Raw genomic sequence first — 17,325 nt, 5'->3', positions numbered from 1 at the left:
GCGCTACATCTTTAAAGCTCCAGCCTTACGTCGCCACCGACGGGGTAGCCGGTGCAGGTCAGCACGAGGCCTTTGGCTAGGTCCCGCTCGGTGAGTACTTCGTTGGTAGCCATCCACACTTGGCCCGAGGTGCAACGCGCCACGCAGCTGCCACACACGCCGTTGCCGCAACTATAGGGAAGCGCTATGCCTTGCTTTTTAGCGGTTTGTAAAATCGAAACGGGGTATTGTGTCTCAAAAGTGTGCGTGGTACCCGTAAGCTGTACCGTAACGTTGTGCGGTTCTGTATCGGGCGGCGTGGCGAACGTGGGGTGCGCCGTCTCAGGGTTAAAGTTTTCGCGCCGGATGTTTGCCAACGGAATACCAATTTCTCGCAAGCCGTACACGCACATCCGCATGTAGTTGAGCGGACCGCATAAGAAAGCTAGGGTGCGCTCAGGCGTGGTCAGGCTGTACTGTTTAACGAAAGTCTCTAGCAAGTCGCGGTACAAGCGGGCACGGGCTAGCACCGGGTGGTTGCTGAACAGGAACTCCACCTTCAGCCGGTCGGCAAACTGGGAAGCTAGGTGCTGAAGCTCCGGGTAGAACACGGCGTCTGCGGGTGTGCGGTTGCTATAAATCAGGACGGCGTGCAAGCTAGGATGCTGATGCAGCACGCTTTTCAGAAGCGCGTAGATGGGCGTAATACCGCTGCCCGCCGCGAAGAAAAATACCTGCTGGTACTCATCGTCAAGGGTTTCGGGCAGGGTGAAGAAGCCGCCAGCGCCAATAGTCAGCAGCGTGTCGCCTACCTGCACCGTATCGGCCAGGTAGCGTGAGAAAAGCCCGTTGGGCACTCGCTTCACCGTTACGGCTAGCGACTCATCTAGGACTGGCGCTGACGAAATCGAGTAGGAGCGGCGCAGTTCTTCGTTACGCGGGTGCACGAACGTGAGGTATTGTCCTGCCTGGTAGGAAAGCGCTGGTGCATCAAGTAAAAGCGTCTTTACCTCCGGAGTTTCTTGACGGATAGCACTGACGATAACAGATTTAATCATAGCGTAAGTACGCGGCTATTGCTCGTAGAGACACCTACTTGTGTCTCCCCGTTGAACGACTCGGCCTTGAACCGCTTAGCTAAACAACATCAGCAACGCTGTAGACACAAGTAGGTGTGTCTACAGCGTGCTGCTTTGTGGGTGTTGCACTAGCTTTTCGGCCCGAAACAAGTCGTTGGAAGCTTGCAAGATCTTAGCGCGCAGTTTGGGATTGTACGTTGGGTGGGCTTGCAAAAACGTGCGCACGGTACGGGCCGCCGTGGGCGTTTGGTAGCTGCCGAAGGTGGCTTGCAGCCAAGAGTAAGGAAAGAAAATGTCTCCCGTTAGCTGAATTTCCTCCAACAAAGCTAGGCTTTCCGGTAAGTATTTCTCCGAGGTGGTCGCCCGCAACGGATGATGCAAATACCCTAGGGCCGTTACCACCCACGCTTCCTTCTCGCGGTTCTTATCCTCTTTCAGCGAAGCGAAAAACGCGTCTCGCACCCGCACATCCGATGACAAAGCCGGCATTAGAAACTGTAAGCGCTTCTGGCGGTCGGCGTTCTTAATGCGAGCTAGCTGCTTTTCCAGAATCGGCGACTCAGCGGGATAGTCGCGCACGGCTAGGGCTTGGGCTAGAGCCGTGTAGTCGTCTTCGGTCAGCTTCACGCCTGTTGGCGCCTGCTCTTTATCCCAAACTTGATAGAGCTGATCTTGCGCCGGCTTGGTCAAGGCCACTGATTGGTAGGCTTTGAACAACAGCTTTTTAGAATTTGGAGCGGCATTTTGCTGCATGGCCTGCCAAAGGTCTTTTTCCAGCAGAGAAGCTAGGGCTGTGCGCTCCTGTGTGGGCAGAAACTTCCAGTAAATCTCGCTCACTTGCCCGGTCAAAAGCTTTAGGTTTAGCTCCTCTGGCTCTTTCGTCAGCAGCTGACGGTACACTTCTAGGAGTTGCCTAGGTGCTATTACGCGCCCGTTGAGCATGTTCTCGTAGAGATTCACGTAAGCCGACGCCCGCGCCACTGGGTTTTGTAGCGAAGCTAGGCCTGTAGTCATCTGCTTCTCAACTGGGAACACGCCGTAGCCCAGGCCTGAGGAATTGAACAGGATAAAGCTAGGTGCTGCTTGGCCTTCGGCTTCGGGCAGGCGCACCTGCCGCTCGCGCATGTTCACGGTTAGCTCTTTCACCGTGTTTGGGTACACCAGCAACACCTCGAAAAGCTGCGGCCAGATGCGGTTCGAACCATCTTCGGCTTGCTGCTTCACGAGGAGTTGCGTGATCTTGCCGTCCTTGGTTTGCAGGTCAAAATCAAAGATGGGGCGGCCGGGCTCGTTCACCCACACTTCGTTCCAGGCGTGCAGATCGGCGGGCGTGCGAGCATCCAGAATTGCAATGAGATCGGGCCAGGTGGCGTTGCCGTGAGCGTACTTCTTCAAGTATTCGCGCAAGCCTTGCTGAAACGCCTCGGGGCCCATTAGTCGCTCTAGCTGCCGCATCATAATGGGCGCTTTGTGGTAGATAATGTTGCCGTAGAGTGAGCCCGCATCCTGCAAATTGGCCAGCGGCTGCCGAATGGGGTTGGCGCCAGCCGTGCGGTCGACGCCGTAGGCGGCGGGGTAGTGGTCGAGTACGAACTTGAGGTCGTAGTTGGAGTTGGCCACGGCCACCTGTGAGATTTTGTCGGCCATGAAGTTGGCAAACACCTCCTTCATCCACACATCGTTGAACCACTGCATCGTGACCAAGTCGCCGAACCACATGTGGGCCGTTTCGTGCGAGATGAGGTTGGCGCGGGCTAGCTTTTGGTCCTGTGTGGCGCCTTCATCTAGGAACAGCGAGGAGGCTTTGTAGTCAATGGCACCGACGTGCTCCATGCCGCCGTACTGGAAATCGGGGATGGCGACGAAGTCGAACTTGCGGAATGGATACGGAATCTGGGTGTACTCCTGCATGAAGGCCAGCGCATCCGCGTGAATCTGGAAGATGGGACCTAGGCTCAGGCGCAGCTTGTCCTGATCGGTTTCGCGGTGCAGCAGGTTCATGGTTCGTCCGTTCAGCGTTTGGGCAACGTGCGTGAACTTGCCCGCCGCAAACGAAAACAGGTACGTGCTGATGGTGTCGGAAGGAGCGAAGTGGTACGTTTTGTTGGCGCCCGCCACCACGGAGTCTTGCAACGGGCCATTTGCCACGGCTTGCCACGCCGTTGGCAGCGTTAGCGAAAGTTTGAACGAGGCTTTCAGGTTAGGCTGGTCGAACACCGGGAACACCGTGCGGGCCCGCTCGGGCACCAGCAGCGTGTACAGGTAATCGTCGCTACGGTTCAGGGATAGGTCGCCGGCGGTAAACTCAATCTGCACCTCGTTAGCGCCTTTGCGCAAAGCGGCGGCGGGAAGCACTAGGTGCTCATTGCGGTGGTCAACGGAGACGACTTTTTTATTAACAGTTACTCGTTTTATGTGATCGGCTTTTTCCTTGAAGTCAAGCTGAAGCGGCTGCTTGTTGTCCTTTAGCTGAAAGAAAACTGACTCGGAAGCCGTAATGGGCGTTGCTTTCTGGCTCGGAAGAGTAAACGCTAGGGTATAAGCTATCTGGCTCAAATGCTTCTTCCGAAAGCTAGCTAGCGTCTCCGAAACGCCTTTCTCGACGGGTACGCTGTTGTCGGTTGCCATTTTTTTCTGACCGTAAGCACCAAGATTCACGGCTAGCAACAGCAAGCCCGTTTGGGAGAAAGTTTTAAACAGATGATTCATGCGGGCTGGCGTTCGAAGAAAGAGCAAGGTAAAAGCAACGGTTACGTAAAAGGATAGTCTACTTTAGCTGCCCGACGTTGCACAACTCGCGTCTGCCGGCCTGACGCCCTAGGCGTCCGACCGGTCGTCGTTGAACGAAACCGCCAGAACGACCAACGTGCGCCTAGCCTGTACAACGTCGGCAGGCAACAACCGGCCGGACGCTTACGCGTCGGACCGGCAGGCGACATGTACAATCTTGCGAAACGACTGTATATTCCACCGGAAGTAGCACGAAGCGAGCAGCCAAGATACACGGTCAGCTTCCGAAGCTAGCCCAAAAACGCAAGCAATAACGCATGGAAAACCTTTACCCGGCACCGGCCACGCGTGCTGAGGTCCAGTTCTACCCGTTGGGCGAATCGGCCGTTGTGGTGCAGTTCGGTGATGCTATCAAGCGCCACACGCACCGCGAAGTGCAGGCGCTGAGCGCTTATCTGGACGCGCATCCTTTTCCCGGCTTCATCGAGTATGTGCCCGCTTTCACCACGGTTACGGTTTATTACAACCCCTTGGAAATAAACCCGCCTAACGAAGCTAGTCTTTATGAAGTGGTGACCGAAACGCTGCGTCACATGTTACTCCAAACCACGACGGAGGCAGAACCGCATGAGTCGCACGTAGTCGAAATACCTGTGTGCTACGGCAGTAAGTATGGTCCCGATCTGGCCTTTGTTGCTAGCCACGCGCACCTCAGCCCGGAGGAAGTCATTGCCCTGCACACCCAGCCCGAGTACCTCGTGTACATGATTGGTTTTGCGCCCGGCTTCCCCTACCTAGGTGGCATGCCCGAGCAGCTGGTTGCGCCGCGCAAGGATAAGCCACGCCCGAAAGTGCCGGCGGGCTCCGTGGGCATTGCCGGCAAGCAAACCGGCGTGTATTCCATCCAAACGCCTGGTGGCTGGCAGCTCATTGGCCGCACGCCCCTGAACCTGTTCACGCCGCACGGCCAAACACCTAGCTTGTTGAAAGCGGGCGATTATATCCGGTTTGTTTCCATCACGGAACGTGAATACGAGCGTACCCAACAGCATGAGTCTTAGCATCATTAGTCCCGGCCTCCTGACCACCATTCAGGACCTAGGCCGCCACGGCTACCGGAAAGAAGGCGTGCCTACCAGCGGCGCCATGGACACGGTCGCCTTGCGCGTTGCCAATCTGCTAGTGGGCAACACAGAGAATACCGCGGGCATCGAAATCACGTTTTTGGGGCCTAAAATTCGCTTCGAAACCGATCAACTGCTCGCTCTCACGGGTGCCGATTTGCGGCCCACACTTAATGGCGAGTCCGTGAAAATGAACCGTCCCGTAGCTGTTCGGAAAGGTAGTATTCTAGCTTTTAGCGGCTTGCGGATTGGCTCGCGGGCGTACCTAGCTTTATCGGGTGGCTTAGCGACTCCGCTAGTACTGGGCAGCCAAGCCACCTACTTGCGTGCCGGTATCGGTGGCCTGGGCGGCCGGGCGTTCAAGACGGGTGATGTGGTGCCAACGGCTGGGTTGACGGAGCTAGGTCGTGAGATCTGGCAGGCGCTGCTTGCCGCTCACCCTAGCCGCGCGTGGGTCCAAACTACCTGGACGCCGGACCCCAAGCTTTACCCAACGCCCTACGAAGCTCCACACGTGCGCGCCATCCGAGGGCAGGAGTACGACCTGTTTTCGGAGCAAAGCCAGCGCGACTTCTGGCAGCATGAGTTCATCGTTACCTCCGATTCCGACCGCATGGGCTACCGCTTGCAAGGGCCCATGCTCGTGCAGCGGGAGCCAAGCGAAGTGCTGTCCAGCGCCGTGACGTTTGGCACGATCCAAGTGCCGCACGAAGGACACCCCATTGCGTTGCTCGCCGATCACCAAACCACGGGCGGCTACCCGCGCATTGCGCAAGTAATAGCGGCCGATTTCTCGTGTCTGGCACAAGTACCCCTAGGTAGGAAAATTGGCTTTCGGGAAATCTCGCTAGCCGAAGCTCACGACCTGTACGCCCGGCAGGAAAAGCGCATCACTGAAATCAAGCAAGCCCTACAGTACAAGCTACACCATTTATGATTGAGCCGTTTTCCGTCGACCTGAACTGCGACCTAGGAGAAAGCTACGGCGCTTACAAGCTCGGCCACGACGAAGCTATTTTGCCCTTCGTCACGTCGGCCAACATTGCCTGCGGTTTCCATGCCGGCGACCCAGCTGTGATGAAGAAAACTGTGCGCCTTGCCTTGCAACACCACGTAGCCATCGGGGCCCACCCCGGCCTGCCAGATTTGGTCGGCTTCGGCCGCCGCGAGATGGCCATTTCGCCCGAAGAAGCCTTCGACATGACGTTGTACCAAATCGGGGCCCTCGCAGGCTTCGTAAAAGCAGAAGGCGGTACCATGCACCACGTCAAGCCACACGGCGCCCTCTACAACATGGCCGCGGTGACGCCCGCTTTGGCCGAAGCCATAGCCGAAGCCGTGTACCGCGTGAACCCGGAGTTGGTGCTGTATGGCTTGGCTGGTAGCGCCCTCATCAAAGCTGGCCAAAAGATAGGCCTGCGCACTGCCAACGAAGTTTTTGCTGACCGCACCTACCAGCCCGATGGGACGCTTACTTCGCGTCGCCTGCCCAACGCTCTGCTCTCCGATCCGCAAGAAGCCATTCAGCAAGTGATACGCATGGTGAAGGAGGGGAAAGTGCGTGCTCAATCCGGCGCTGACGTGGCCATCCGAGCCGATACTGTCTGCATTCATGGCGACGGGGCGCACGCCGTGGAGTTTGCCCAACAGATTAGTGCGGTTCTGCAAAGAGAAGGCGTTGCCATCCAAACGGCGCGACCGCAGCCCTCCGCATGAAGTCGCCCCGGAACCTAGGGGTGCTGCTGGGCGCGGGGTTTCTGATGGCAACCTCTGCCGTTGGTCCCGGTTTTCTTACCCAAACGACCGTTTTCACGGAGTCACTCGGTGCGAGCTTCGGCTTCGTCATTCTGGCTTCCATCCTCGTCGATCTGGGCGTGCAGCTCAACATCTGGCGCGTCATTGCCGTGGCCGAAAAGCGGGCGCCCGATATTGCTAATGCCGTGTTGCCAGGGCTCGGCGGCTTCATTTCCTTCCTGATTGTGCTTGGCGGCCTAGCTTTCAACATCGGCAACGTGGCCGGCGCTGGCCTAGGTTTGCAAGCGCTAACTGGGCTATCCGTAGAAACCGGTGCGTTGATAACCGCCGCCTTGTCCATCGCCATTTTTCTGGTGAAAGAAGCTGGCAAAGTCATGGACCGCTTCGCCCAGATGATGGGTCTGCTCATGATCGGCATCATCATTTATGTAGCTTTTACCTCCGCACCGCCCGTGGGCGAAGCCGTGGTCCGCACCTTCGCCCCAACCAAGATCGACTTTATGGCTATCATCACGCTGGTTGGCGGCACCGTGGGCGGCTACATCACGTTCTCCGGCGGCCACCGCCTGCTCGATGCCGGTGTCAAAGGCCAAGCCGCGCTGGGGCAAGTAACCTCCAGCGCGGCTTCTGGTATCACGGTCGCTTCGCTGGTGCGCGTGTTCCTGTTTTTGGCGTCGCTGGGCGTCGTAAGCCAAGGCTTGAAGATCGACGCCGCTAACCCGCCTGCTTCTGTGTTCCGGCTAGCGGCTGGGGAGCTAGGTTACAAGCTGTTCGGTATAGTGATGTTCTCAGCTGCTATCACGTCTGTTATCGGCTCGGCCTACACGTCGGTGTCCTTTTTGAAGTCATTCAGCCGGAAGATAACTGAGTATGAAAACTGGGTCATCATCGGCTTCATCATCCTATCGACGGTGATCTTCGTGACTATCGGCAAGCCCATCAGCTTGCTCATTTTGGCGGGTGCGCTCAACGGCTTCATCCTCCCGATTACCCTAGCTACCATGCTCATCGCCGCGTACCGCCGCAATATCGTGGGCGACTACCGGCACCCCGTTGGTCTAGCTATTCTAGGTGCCGCCATGGTGTTAGTCATGACGCTACTAAGTGCCAAAGTCTTTGCCGAACAGCTAGCCTCCCTGTTTGCTTAAAACTATCACTCCGAGCGCAGCGAGGAATCTAAGTCAGCCCTGCAATTGGCAACTCAGATTCCTCGCTGCGCTCGGAATGACAACGTTTCAGAGAGTAACCTAGCTTTTAGCCCGATTGCAAACTCGGTGGATAAACTCCATCTTCTTCATCACTTCGGGGTAAATGATGAACGGATACGGGTCATGCAGGCCCATGCTGCGGTTCAGGCTGTTCATCGTGAACGTGAGCGGCAGCCACATATTCATGATGGTCGGGAAGTCGCTGATCTGATAGGGGTCCTCATTCAAGTCGGCCTCCAAGTGGTCAGCGTCCTTCGCTACTTCCGGATGGATACTCAGGCGAAAAGCCGATGCCGTTTGCAGCGTATCCATGATGTGTAGGTAGTGTGCCCACGTCTCGGCCCAGTCTTCCCACGGGTGCGTGGTGGCGTAGGAACTGATGTAGTGCTCATTCCAATCGGCCGGTGCCCCTTCGGCGTAGTGCTTTTTCAGGGCCTCCCCATAATCCTCTCGGTCATCGCCAAAGAGTTGCCGAAACTCCTCTAAGTGCTCCGTGTTGTCGATGAGTCGGTCCCAGTAATAGTGGCCTACCTCATGGCGGAAGTGGCCTAGCACCGTGCGGTAAAGCTCATCCATAGCCTTGCGAGCCATTTCGCGTTCAATATCGTCGGCCTCAGCAATGTTGATCGTAATCAACCCGTTGGCGTGTCCCGTCAGGATTCGCTTGCTCTTGTCTTCGTTTTCGTCGGCCACGAAGTCAAATGATAGTCCTGTCTCCTGATCAACGCCTTTGCTAAACACGGGCAACTTCATCTGAAGCAAGCTGAAAACCAAGCGATGCTTGGCCACCTCAATCGCCTTCCACCGCGCCACATATTCCGGTTTACTCAAGTTCGGAATGGTGCGATTCAGCGAGCAAGCCACGCAAAAAGGAGAGTTGCTGTCAGCAGGCACTAGCCAGTTGCATACGTCATGCGCATGGTTAGCGCAATATTTATACTGCTTGGTTTCTGGCTCGTTGTAAATTGTAAACGTTTCTTCTTGCTGCTTAACTAGTGGTAAAAGTTTTAATTCCTGTGTTTCAAAACCGAGCGGGTACTTGCATTTTTCGCACGTATTATTTTCGAAAAATAGTAATTGCCCGCAGTGGCTGCATTTAAAGAGTTTCATTAACAAGCAGGATTTACAGAAATTAACAAAGGGAGAGTTGTTTTGACAAGACCCTATAAAACGAGAATTGCTTAGCTAGGTTATGCTTTCTGCTGATTTAGAGTGTAGTAACGTTGTCAGTAACCTCAGAGTAGTGATGTTTTCAACAGAGGAGCTTTGCCGCCTATCGAGGTGCAAGCACGTCAATAGGCATTCAACTAGTAAGGGGGAAGTGATGAAAAGTTGCCCTTTGCACTAAAAACAGCTTCAAAAACAGGGTGCTTTGTCGAGATACACCATTTATTGTCTAGCTCTAAACCTGTCGTCTAACTAATCTTTATGAATGATATGAGTTGAATGAGATATGCCTATAAATATTTGCCTGTCAATACGTTGTGGTGTCTTACTGGTGGTTGGTAGCAAGACACATTACTTGTTTTGTTCGAGAAACAAACTGTTTATGATTTTGAACAGTGTTATTTAATTGATAGCATTACTACTGAGCCTCCGTAAAAGGTGGTAAAACGACTTTGATGTAGTTGAGAAGTACTTGCTCCGTAGTATATATAGTAAATAACACCTAGGTCATGAAGGATAATTCGCTGCTACAATCCTACCAAGAACAGCCAAATGTGTGGGACGAAATGTTCAACTTGGAAGGAATAAGACCAGAATACAAGAAGTTTGTTTTGGCTATTGAGAACCTTGCTAGTGAAGAAATGACGCGCAAGGATGAATTGGCCAAAAAGTTATTCATGAGCCAAGGCATTACCTTCACTGTGTACAGTAGCGGCGAAGGAATTGAAAAAATATTTCCTTTTGATATCATTCCACGTATAATCAAGAACGAAGAGTGGAAACATATCGAGTCAGGTATTAAGCAAAGGTTGAAAGCGCTTAATATCTTTCTAAAAGATATTTACCATCAGCAGTTTATTATCAAAGACGGTATTATACCCGCCTCGCTGATTTATTCGTGTCCGCAGTTTTTGCGGGAGATGATAAACGTAGATGTGCCGTATGATATTTATACCCATGTTGCTGGCGTAGACCTTATTCGTGATAATGATGGTGAATTTTATGTGTTAGAAGATAATTTGCGTACCCCGTCCGGGGTATCGTATATGTTGGAAAACCGGAGTATAACTTACCGTATATTCCCGGATCTATTGCCTAAGAACAATGTGCAGTCTGTAAAAGACTACCCTGATATTCTGTTTCGAAACTTGCGGGCATTAGCAGACGGCAGAAGTAGTGATCCAACAGTTGTCTTGCTGTCGCCGGGTATTTATAATTCTGCTTACTTCGAGCACACAACCTTAGCTAGGTTGATGGGGATACGCCTAGTGGAAGGGCGAGATTTGATTGTACATAATAATTTTGTGTACATGAAAACAACGAAAGGTTTAAAACAGGTAGATGTAATTTACAGGAGAGTTGATGATGAGTTTTTAGATCCGCTCGTTTTTAGACCAGATAGCGCGCTAGGAGTACCCGGAATATATTCGGCATATCGTAAAGGCAACGTAGCTATTGTAAATGCAATGGGCAACGGCGTTGCCGATGATAAAGCCGTGTATGCCTACGTACCCGACATGATTCGGTATTATTTAAATGAAGAACCAATTCTGAAAAATGTTCCAACGTATCAAATGGCTGACGCTGACAGAAGAAAGCTAGTATTTGATAACATGGATAAAATGGTAATTAAGCGCACCAACGAATCCGGTGGCTACGGCATGCTGATTGGGAGCAGCGCTACGGAAGAGCAAATGGAATCGTTTAAGAAGGCGATTACCGAAGATCCGCGTAGCTTCATTGCGCAACCCATTATCAGCCTGTCCTCTACACCGTGCTACATCAATGGTGTGCTCCAGCCACGCCGCGTTGATCTGCGTCCTTTTGCCCTCTGTGGCCCTTCTGGCATCGATATCGTGCCCGGTGGCCTTACCCGGGTAGCGCTTAAAGAAGGGTCGTTGGTAGTGAATTCCTCGCAGGGAGGTGGCAGCAAGGATACATGGGTGCTAGGTGCCGATTAGGGAAGAAGTAGCAGTTGGGCCGTGCTGACCTAGCTTAATCACCCTCCTGAATAGTCGAGATAGGTCAGAAAAGTAAACTCGTAATAAAACAAAAATGCTGAGTCGCGTAGCAGATACTATTTATTGGCTAGCCCGCTATATGGAAAGAACACAGTCCATGTTGCAGGTAATTCGTACTAATTACATTGCGTCTCAGGATGAAATTAGATATTTCAGCTGGCGCCCCTTATTATACGCTTACGGCGAACTTACTTCCACCGAAGTAAATGAAATAGAACGGGACACCCCTAGGGTGCTTGAGCATTTGGTGCTCGATAAACTAAATAATGCTTCTACGTACAATAACATCCTGCAGGGAAGGGAAAATGCCCGTGCCGTGCAAGACCACATTACCAAAGAAGTATGGCAGTGCTTAAACGACTACTATCATTATGTGCGCGATGATGAAGTGGCGCAACAAGTAAAGCTAGGTGACCCCGTTTCAGGCATTGATTTTCTGATGAGGAATAGCTTGCTTTTTACCGGTACCGTCAAGAATACAATGCCTCGTGATGAGAGCTATGCTTACATAAATATTGGTAAGTTCTTAGAGCGGGCCATTCAGACAGCTGATATTATTCGGATAAAGTGGTCGGGCGTGTCGTATGATATTCAACAGAGTATCGAAACACCAGAGTTGCGTTATCTGCTATATTCTTTGTTTGGATACGAGTTATTTGTAAAAACCTATAAAGGGAATTTTAGTCCTAATAACGTATTGCAAATGCTGCTGTATAATACCTATTTTCCCCATTCCTTGTTGTATAGCTTGAACCAGATGAGCCGGTATTTTGAACGACTCAAGGAGGATAGCTTGCCGGAAAGCTACGAGCAAGTCGAGTTTCTAATTGGTAAAGTTAAGAATGAAGTAAAATACAGCCATTTTACAGCGGATGATCCGGAGCAGCTGAATAATTTCTTGTTGCAGGTGCGGGATGAGCTATATGGTGTAGCAACTGCGTTCAGTAAATATTATTTTGGAAACAGCTAATAGTAGCGTGCCATGCCTTCCTACAGCATCAAACATATCACGCGTTACTCATACGCGTCGCCGGTGATAGATTGTACAAATCAAGTGATGATTTATCCACTTGAAGATGCGCATCTAGAGGTGAAAAGACACGAGATTAATGTTTCGCACCATCCGACCATTGAAACCTATACCGATTATTTCGGAAATACGATTGGTGTGTTTTCAGTTATACAGCCGCACACTGAGCTTGTCATAGGGTCTGTTGCTGATATTGTCACAAAGCCAATTCAGTTTCCGATGGATGAGCAATCAGCTGAGGAGCAATGGCAGCAGTTGGCAGCAGTAAAGAACGATGTAGAATTCATGGATTTTCTGACGGAAGAGAAAATCAAGTCATATGATTCTATAAAAAATACGCTCAGCGCGCTGATTAATTATTCAGAAAAGCCTTTGAAAAACGCACTGGTGCTGTCGGAGTATGTATTTGATAATTTCGCTTATAAAACCGGGGTTACAAACATCGAAACGCCGGTAGAAGAAATTTGGGAGCTGAAAGCTGGCGTTTGCCAGGACTTTGCGCACTTGCTCTTATTCATGCTGCGCATGTTCGGTTTTCCGGCTCGTTATGTCAGCGGATACATCTGCCCGAAAACTGAAGGCGTGCGGGGGGAAGGCGCGACCCACGCCTGGGTCGAAGTGCACATTCCCTTTTACGGCTGGTTAGGTCTTGACCCTACCAACAACTGCATAGTCAACGATGGACATGTACGCATAGCCGTTGGCCGCAACTTCTCCGACTGCACTCCGGTGAAAGGTACCTACAAGGGCACCGGCGCGCACAAGCTGGAGGTATCGGTGCATATCGAGAATGGCACGCCAAGAAACCTGGAGAAAGCACCTGTTCAGCCAACGTACACCTTTGAGGTGAAGGACCCCGAAGTACCCATCAACTCGTACCGACGTTTCCTAGAGATGCAGCAACAGCAACAGCAACAGCAGCAACAGCAGCAACAATAAACCTAGGTCGTAGCAGCAAAAAGCCCCGGTCGCTAGAGCAATCGGGGCTTTTTACTGTGTTGAAGCAGTGAGTTAGTTCTGCTGGATCATGTTCACTACGCCTTCGACCCATTGCGGGTGTGAATTGAGCGACGGTACCAGTTGCCAGTGCTTACCGCCAGCTGACTCAAACATTTCCTTGAATTCCATGCCTACCTCTACCGTCGTTTCGAGGCAGTCGGCAACGAAGGCGGGGGAGAAGGCTAGTACGTTTTTGTAGCCTTTGGCCGGAAACTTCTTCAATACCTCATCGGCGTAGGGTTGGAGCCATGGGTCGCGCAAGCGGCTCTGCAGGCGGCTTTGGAAAGCTACTGTGTACTGGTCTTCTCGCAGACCTAGGCCTTTCGCCAGTTGCCGAGAAGTCTCGAAGCATTGGGCCCGGTAGCAATAGCGGTTGTTCTTGTTATAGGTGTTGCAGCATTTGCCTAGCTGGCAATACCCTTTGAAACTGCCTTTCAGCACATGACGCTCAGGGATACCGTGGTAGCTGAACAGCACATGGTCGTAGTCGTGCTTGGCCATCTCGGCCTTGCCTAGCGTCACGAAGGTGCCAATAAAGCCTGGGTCATCCGTGAAGGTGCTGATAAAGGAGATGCTAGGTACCACCCACCATTTGCCTACAATCTCCATCACCTTCTCCTGCACCGAGCCCGTGCTGGCTGCAGCATACTGCGGGAAGAGTGGCAACACAATGATGCGGTCTACGGCCGCGTCGCGCAACTCCTCGAGGGCTTTTTCGATGCTCGGGTTCTGGTAGCGCATGCCGAAAGCCACTACATACTCAGAACCTAGCTGCTCTTGCACGAGGCGTTGCAGGTCGAGACCGTGGTAGAGGAGGGGGGAGCCACGGTCGGCATCCCAAAGCTGTTGGTATATCTTGGCCGACTTGGGGGCGCGTAGCGGCACCACAATGCCCTTGAACAGTGGATAACGCACCGCGGCAGGCATGTCGATTACGCGCGCGTCGGTGAGAAACTCATTGAGATAACGGCGCACGTCAGGCGTTTGGGGCGAGTCGGGTGTGCCTAGGTTTACTAGCAGCACACCAATGCGGCGTTTAGCAGAAGTGGGTGTTGACATAAGAAGAGACGAGCTATCCGTCAGTAGACAAAGGTACGGCGTCCTGGGTTTGCGACGAAGGGAGTATTTTTGGTTATACTGCTATCGACCGTGTCTATCCTAAACAGCGTGATGATGGGTTTGAGTTGATAATCAACTGATTTTCCTGCGTACCATGCAAGCATCGCCGCAAAGTCGTACCTTTGCAGGCTAATTTTGAAAACACCGTGAACCCTGAACCTAATCCGCACCGCGCTGGCTTTGTGAGCATTATCGGCAAGCCAAACGTAGGCAAGTCGACGCTAATGAACGCGCTAGTGGGCGAGCGGCTCAGCATCGTCACCAGCAAAGCCCAGACGACCCGTCACCGCATCCTGGGCATTTTGAACGGCGACGATTTTCAACTCGTATACTCCGATACCCCCGGCATCATTCAGCCCAAGTATGAGCTGCACAATGCCATGATGAGCTTCGTGTACTCGTCATTGGAAGATGCTGATGTTATCCTTTTCGTGACGGACATCTACGAAAAGCACGATGAGGAGCCGATTGTAGAGCGCTTGCGCAAAACGGAAGTGCCGATTATGCTGCTGGTCAATAAGATTGACCAAGCTGACCAGGTCGAGGTCGAGGAAAAGCTAGCCTACTGGAAAGAGCACCTGCCCAATGCTACCGAAGTACTGCCCATCTCGGCCCTCGAAAAATTTAACACAGACCAGGTGCTGAAAATGGTGCTGGAGCGTTTGCCCGTGCACCCACCGTATTACCCAAAAGATGAACTAACGGATAAGCCGGAGCGTTTCTTCGCTGCCGAAATGATTCGGGAGAAGATCTTTAAGCTGTACAAGAAAGAGGTTCCGTACAGCTGCGAAGTATCCGTTGATGAGTTCAAGGAAGAGGAAGACATCATTCGGATGCGCTCTACCATCTACGTGGAACGCAGCAGCCAAAAAGGAATCATCATCGGCCAAAAAGGCGAAGCGCTAAAGAAAGTAGGTACTTGGGCGCGTGAGGAAATGGAGAAGTTCTTCCTGAAGAAGGTCTTCCTCGAAATTCACGTCAAAGTCAACGAAAACTGGCGCACCGATCCCAAAGCCTTGAACCGCTTCGGGTACCAATAATAAAAAGCGAACGTCATGCTGAGCTTGTCGAAGCATCTCTACCGCCAAAGTAACTCCAATCGTCAGGTTTACTGTTGCAGTAGAGATGCTTCGACAAGCTCAGCATGACGCTCAGATAATTTTTCCGACCTCACTTTCACTTAACTACTCCGGGCACTGCCGAACTTGGTCGGGCCGGCGGCTGGAGTCGACATCATGCATAATACCATTGCAATTGTGGGGCGCCCCAACGTGGGCAAATCCACCCTTTTTAACCGTCTGGTAGGCCAGCGCAAGGCCATCATGGATAACCAGAGCGGTGTGACCCGCGACCGGCACTATGGCTACGGCGAGTGGATTGGCAAGTACTACACCGTGATTGATACGGGCGGGTACGTGCACAACTCCGAAGATATTTTTGAGGGCGAAATCAACAAGCAGGTAAAGCTAGCTATTGAAGAAGCCGACGTGGTTCTGTTCATGGTAGACGTGGACGCTGGCTTGCACCCGCTCGACGAGGAGTTTGCCAACGTACTGCGCCGTTACGAAGGGCAGAAGCCTATTTATTTGGTTGCCAACAAGGCTGACACAAACGCCCGTGCTCACTCCGCTGGCGAATTCTATGCCCTAGGTCTAGGGGAAGGCGACATCTTCACCATCAGCAGCCAGAGCGGCTCCGGTACCGGCGACTTGCTTGATGCCGTGGTAAGCCACTTCGAAGAAGAAGGTGTAGAAGAGCCCGACGCCGGTATTCCTAAGATTGCCGTCGTTGGCCGCCCAAACGCGGGTAAGTCGAGCTTTGTGAACCTGCTGCTTGGTACCGACCGTAGTATCGTGACGGACATTGCCGGCACTACCCGCGACTCGATCCAGGCGCGCTACAACGCGTTCGGCAACGAGTTCATCTTGGTCGATACGGCTGGTTTGCGCCGCAAGAGCAAAGTCAACGAAGACATTGAATTCTACTCCGTGCTACGAGCCATCCGAGCTATGGAAGAGTCGGATGTGTGCGTGGTGATGCTCGACGCTACCCGTGGCATTGAAGCACAGGACGTGAACATCATCACCCTAGCCGACAAGAACCGCAAGGGCATCGTAATCTTGGTGAACAAGTGGGACCTCATCGAGGACAAGCAAACCAATACGGCTAAGGAGTTCGAGGAGAAAATTCTGGAGAAGATTGCGCCAATTAGCTATCCGCCTATCGTGTTCATCTCCGTGCTGAACAAGCAGCGTGTGCACAAGGCCATTGAAACGGCCATCGAGGTGTATAACAACAAGATGAAAAAGGTGCCTACCTCGCAACTAAACGAGGTGATGCTCCAAGAAATCGAGAAGTATCCGCCGCCTGCTACCAAAGGCAAATTGGTGCGCATCAAATACGCTACGCAGCTGCCGACGCACAATCCGGTTTTTGCTTTCTTCTGCAACTTGCCGCAGTACGTGAAGGAAAGCTACACCCGCTACTTGGAGAACCGATTGCGCGAAAACTTTGACTTCACGGGCGTACCAATTGGTATCGTGTTCCGCAAGAAATAAAGCTTGGTCGTAAGCTTCTAATACACAAAAAGGACGAGCGCTGCCAAAGGGAAACCTAGGGTAAGAGCCCGTCCTTTTTGTGTATTGAAGAAAAAATCAAAATTTTTTCTGAGGGCCAGGGTTACCTTCTACAGTTGAGTGTATAAAGCCACAGATTTCGCCATTTGCTAGTCTTAGGCTTGTGGCTGAAATCACGAAATCAGAAACTCAACCCTCTCAAAAAACCTACAACATGAAAAAGGTATTGTTCCTTGCTCTGGCTGCTGCTTCGTTCTCGTTCACTTCTTGCGACAGCAAAAAAGAAGATACTACTGAGCAAGCTGCTGACAACGTAGAAGCTGCTGGCGAAGCTAAAGCTGACGCTATGGAAGAGAAAGCTGACGCCGTACGTGACTCAGCTGATGCTACTGCCGACAAAATGGAAGACGCTGCTGACTCGACCGACGCTAAGTAGTCGTAGTCGCGCTAAGCACAACAAAAAGGGCTTCTCCGATCAGGAGAAGCCCTTTTTGTTGTGCTTAATTTGGTATCGTGATGAGGCCTGCAAAGCACGACA

Annotated in this window: 14 protein-coding genes and 1 pseudogene; 10 read left to right on the top strand and 5 right to left on the bottom strand. The window is 52.3% G+C overall.

Annotation, left to right across the window (positions count from 1 at the left end):
* Positions 1 to 11: 11 nt before the first annotated feature.
* Complete coding sequence (locus SD425_RS22400; protein ID WP_324672439.1) at positions 12 to 1,037, bottom strand: ferredoxin--NADP reductase; 1,026 nt, start codon at positions 1,035 to 1,037, stop codon at positions 12 to 14.
* Between the two features lie 120 nt (positions 1,038 to 1,157).
* On the bottom strand, positions 1,158 to 3,767 hold the full coding sequence (locus SD425_RS22395; RefSeq protein WP_416381012.1) for a M1 family metallopeptidase: 2,610 nt from the start codon (positions 3,765 to 3,767) through the stop codon (positions 1,158 to 1,160).
* A gap of 338 nt (positions 3,768 to 4,105) precedes the next feature.
* Here SD425_RS22395 and pxpB point away from each other — a divergent pair, with 338 nt between their 5' ends.
* The 4 genes from pxpB to SD425_RS22375 are packed head-to-tail and all read left to right on the top strand — an operon-like array spanning position 4,106 to position 7,815.
* Positions 4,106 to 4,849 (top strand): 5-oxoprolinase subunit PxpB, encoded by a 744-nt coding sequence (gene pxpB / locus SD425_RS22390; RefSeq protein WP_324672437.1) that lies wholly within the window; start codon positions 4,106 to 4,108, stop codon positions 4,847 to 4,849.
* Positions 4,839 to 5,849 carry a biotin-dependent carboxyltransferase family protein gene (locus SD425_RS22385; protein ID WP_324672435.1) on the top strand — a complete coding sequence of 337 codons (1,011 nt, stop codon included), beginning with the start codon at positions 4,839 to 4,841 and terminating at the stop codon, positions 5,847 to 5,849. Before pxpB ends, SD425_RS22385 begins: the two co-directional genes overlap by 11 nt.
* The gene (gene pxpA / locus SD425_RS22380; protein ID WP_324672433.1) at positions 5,846 to 6,628 is read left to right on the top strand and encodes a 5-oxoprolinase subunit PxpA; all 783 of its coding nucleotides are present in this window, start codon (positions 5,846 to 5,848) and stop codon (positions 6,626 to 6,628) included. The genes SD425_RS22385 and pxpA overlap by 4 nt, the downstream gene beginning before the upstream one ends.
* Positions 6,625 to 7,815 carry an NRAMP family divalent metal transporter gene (locus SD425_RS22375; RefSeq protein ID WP_324672431.1) on the top strand — a complete coding sequence of 397 codons (1,191 nt, stop codon included), beginning with the start codon at positions 6,625 to 6,627 and terminating at the stop codon, positions 7,813 to 7,815. The genes pxpA and SD425_RS22375 overlap by 4 nt, the downstream gene beginning before the upstream one ends.
* 99 nt (positions 7,816 to 7,914) lie before the next feature.
* Here SD425_RS22375 and SD425_RS22370 read toward each other — a convergent pair whose 3' ends face one another.
* On the bottom strand, positions 7,915 to 8,739 hold the full coding sequence (locus SD425_RS22370) for a putative zinc-binding metallopeptidase (RefSeq protein WP_324679586.1): 825 nt from the start codon (positions 8,737 to 8,739) through the stop codon (positions 7,915 to 7,917).
* A gap of 21 nt (positions 8,740 to 8,760) precedes the next feature.
* A pseudogene (locus tag SD425_RS22365) lies at positions 8,761 to 8,985 on the bottom strand (zinc-ribbon domain-containing protein); the annotation flags it as partial.
* Between the two features lie 566 nt (positions 8,986 to 9,551).
* Between SD425_RS22365 and SD425_RS22360 the strand changes: the two are divergent.
* The 3 genes from SD425_RS22360 to SD425_RS22350 all read left to right on the top strand — a co-directional run bounded on the left by SD425_RS22360 (position 9,552) and on the right by SD425_RS22350 (position 13,032).
* Entirely contained in the window at positions 9,552 to 11,003 is a 1,452-nt protein-coding gene (locus SD425_RS22360) for a circularly permuted type 2 ATP-grasp protein (RefSeq protein ID WP_324672428.1), read from the top strand.
* Positions 11,004 to 11,097: 94 nt separating this feature from the next.
* Positions 11,098 to 12,033 (top strand): alpha-E domain-containing protein, encoded by a 936-nt coding sequence (locus tag SD425_RS22355; RefSeq protein WP_324672426.1) that lies wholly within the window; start codon positions 11,098 to 11,100, stop codon positions 12,031 to 12,033.
* 12 nt (positions 12,034 to 12,045) lie between these two features.
* Positions 12,046 to 13,032, top strand: a complete 987-nt coding sequence (locus tag SD425_RS22350; protein ID WP_324672424.1) for a transglutaminase family protein — start codon at positions 12,046 to 12,048, stop codon at positions 13,030 to 13,032.
* A gap of 72 nt (positions 13,033 to 13,104) precedes the next feature.
* On the opposite strand, the gene hemH is transcribed toward SD425_RS22350, so the two are convergent.
* The gene (gene hemH / locus SD425_RS22345) at positions 13,105 to 14,151 is read right to left on the bottom strand and encodes a ferrochelatase (RefSeq protein WP_324672421.1); all 1,047 of its coding nucleotides are present in this window, start codon (positions 14,149 to 14,151) and stop codon (positions 13,105 to 13,107) included.
* 206 nt (positions 14,152 to 14,357) lie between these two features.
* Between hemH and era the strand changes: the two genes are divergently transcribed.
* The 3 genes from era (at position 14,358) to SD425_RS22330 (ending at position 17,223) form a co-directional block, all read left to right on the top strand.
* Complete coding sequence (era, locus tag SD425_RS22340) at positions 14,358 to 15,251, top strand: GTPase Era (RefSeq protein ID WP_324672419.1); 894 nt, start codon at positions 14,358 to 14,360, stop codon at positions 15,249 to 15,251.
* Between the two features lie 195 nt (positions 15,252 to 15,446).
* On the top strand, positions 15,447 to 16,769 hold the full coding sequence (gene der / locus SD425_RS22335; protein ID WP_324672416.1) for a ribosome biogenesis GTPase Der: 1,323 nt from the start codon (positions 15,447 to 15,449) through the stop codon (positions 16,767 to 16,769).
* A gap of 181 nt (positions 16,770 to 16,950) precedes the next feature.
* On the top strand, positions 16,951 to 17,223 hold the full coding sequence (locus SD425_RS22330) for a hypothetical protein (RefSeq protein ID WP_324672414.1): 273 nt from the start codon (positions 16,951 to 16,953) through the stop codon (positions 17,221 to 17,223).
* Positions 17,224 to 17,325: the final 102 nt, after the last annotated feature.

The organism is Hymenobacter sp. GOD-10R (assembly GCF_035609205.1).
Taxonomy (GTDB): Bacteria; Bacteroidota; Bacteroidia; order Cytophagales; family Hymenobacteraceae; genus Hymenobacter.
The sequence above is the reverse complement of the archived record's forward strand: the minus strand, read 5'-3'. Positions and strand labels throughout refer to the sequence as shown.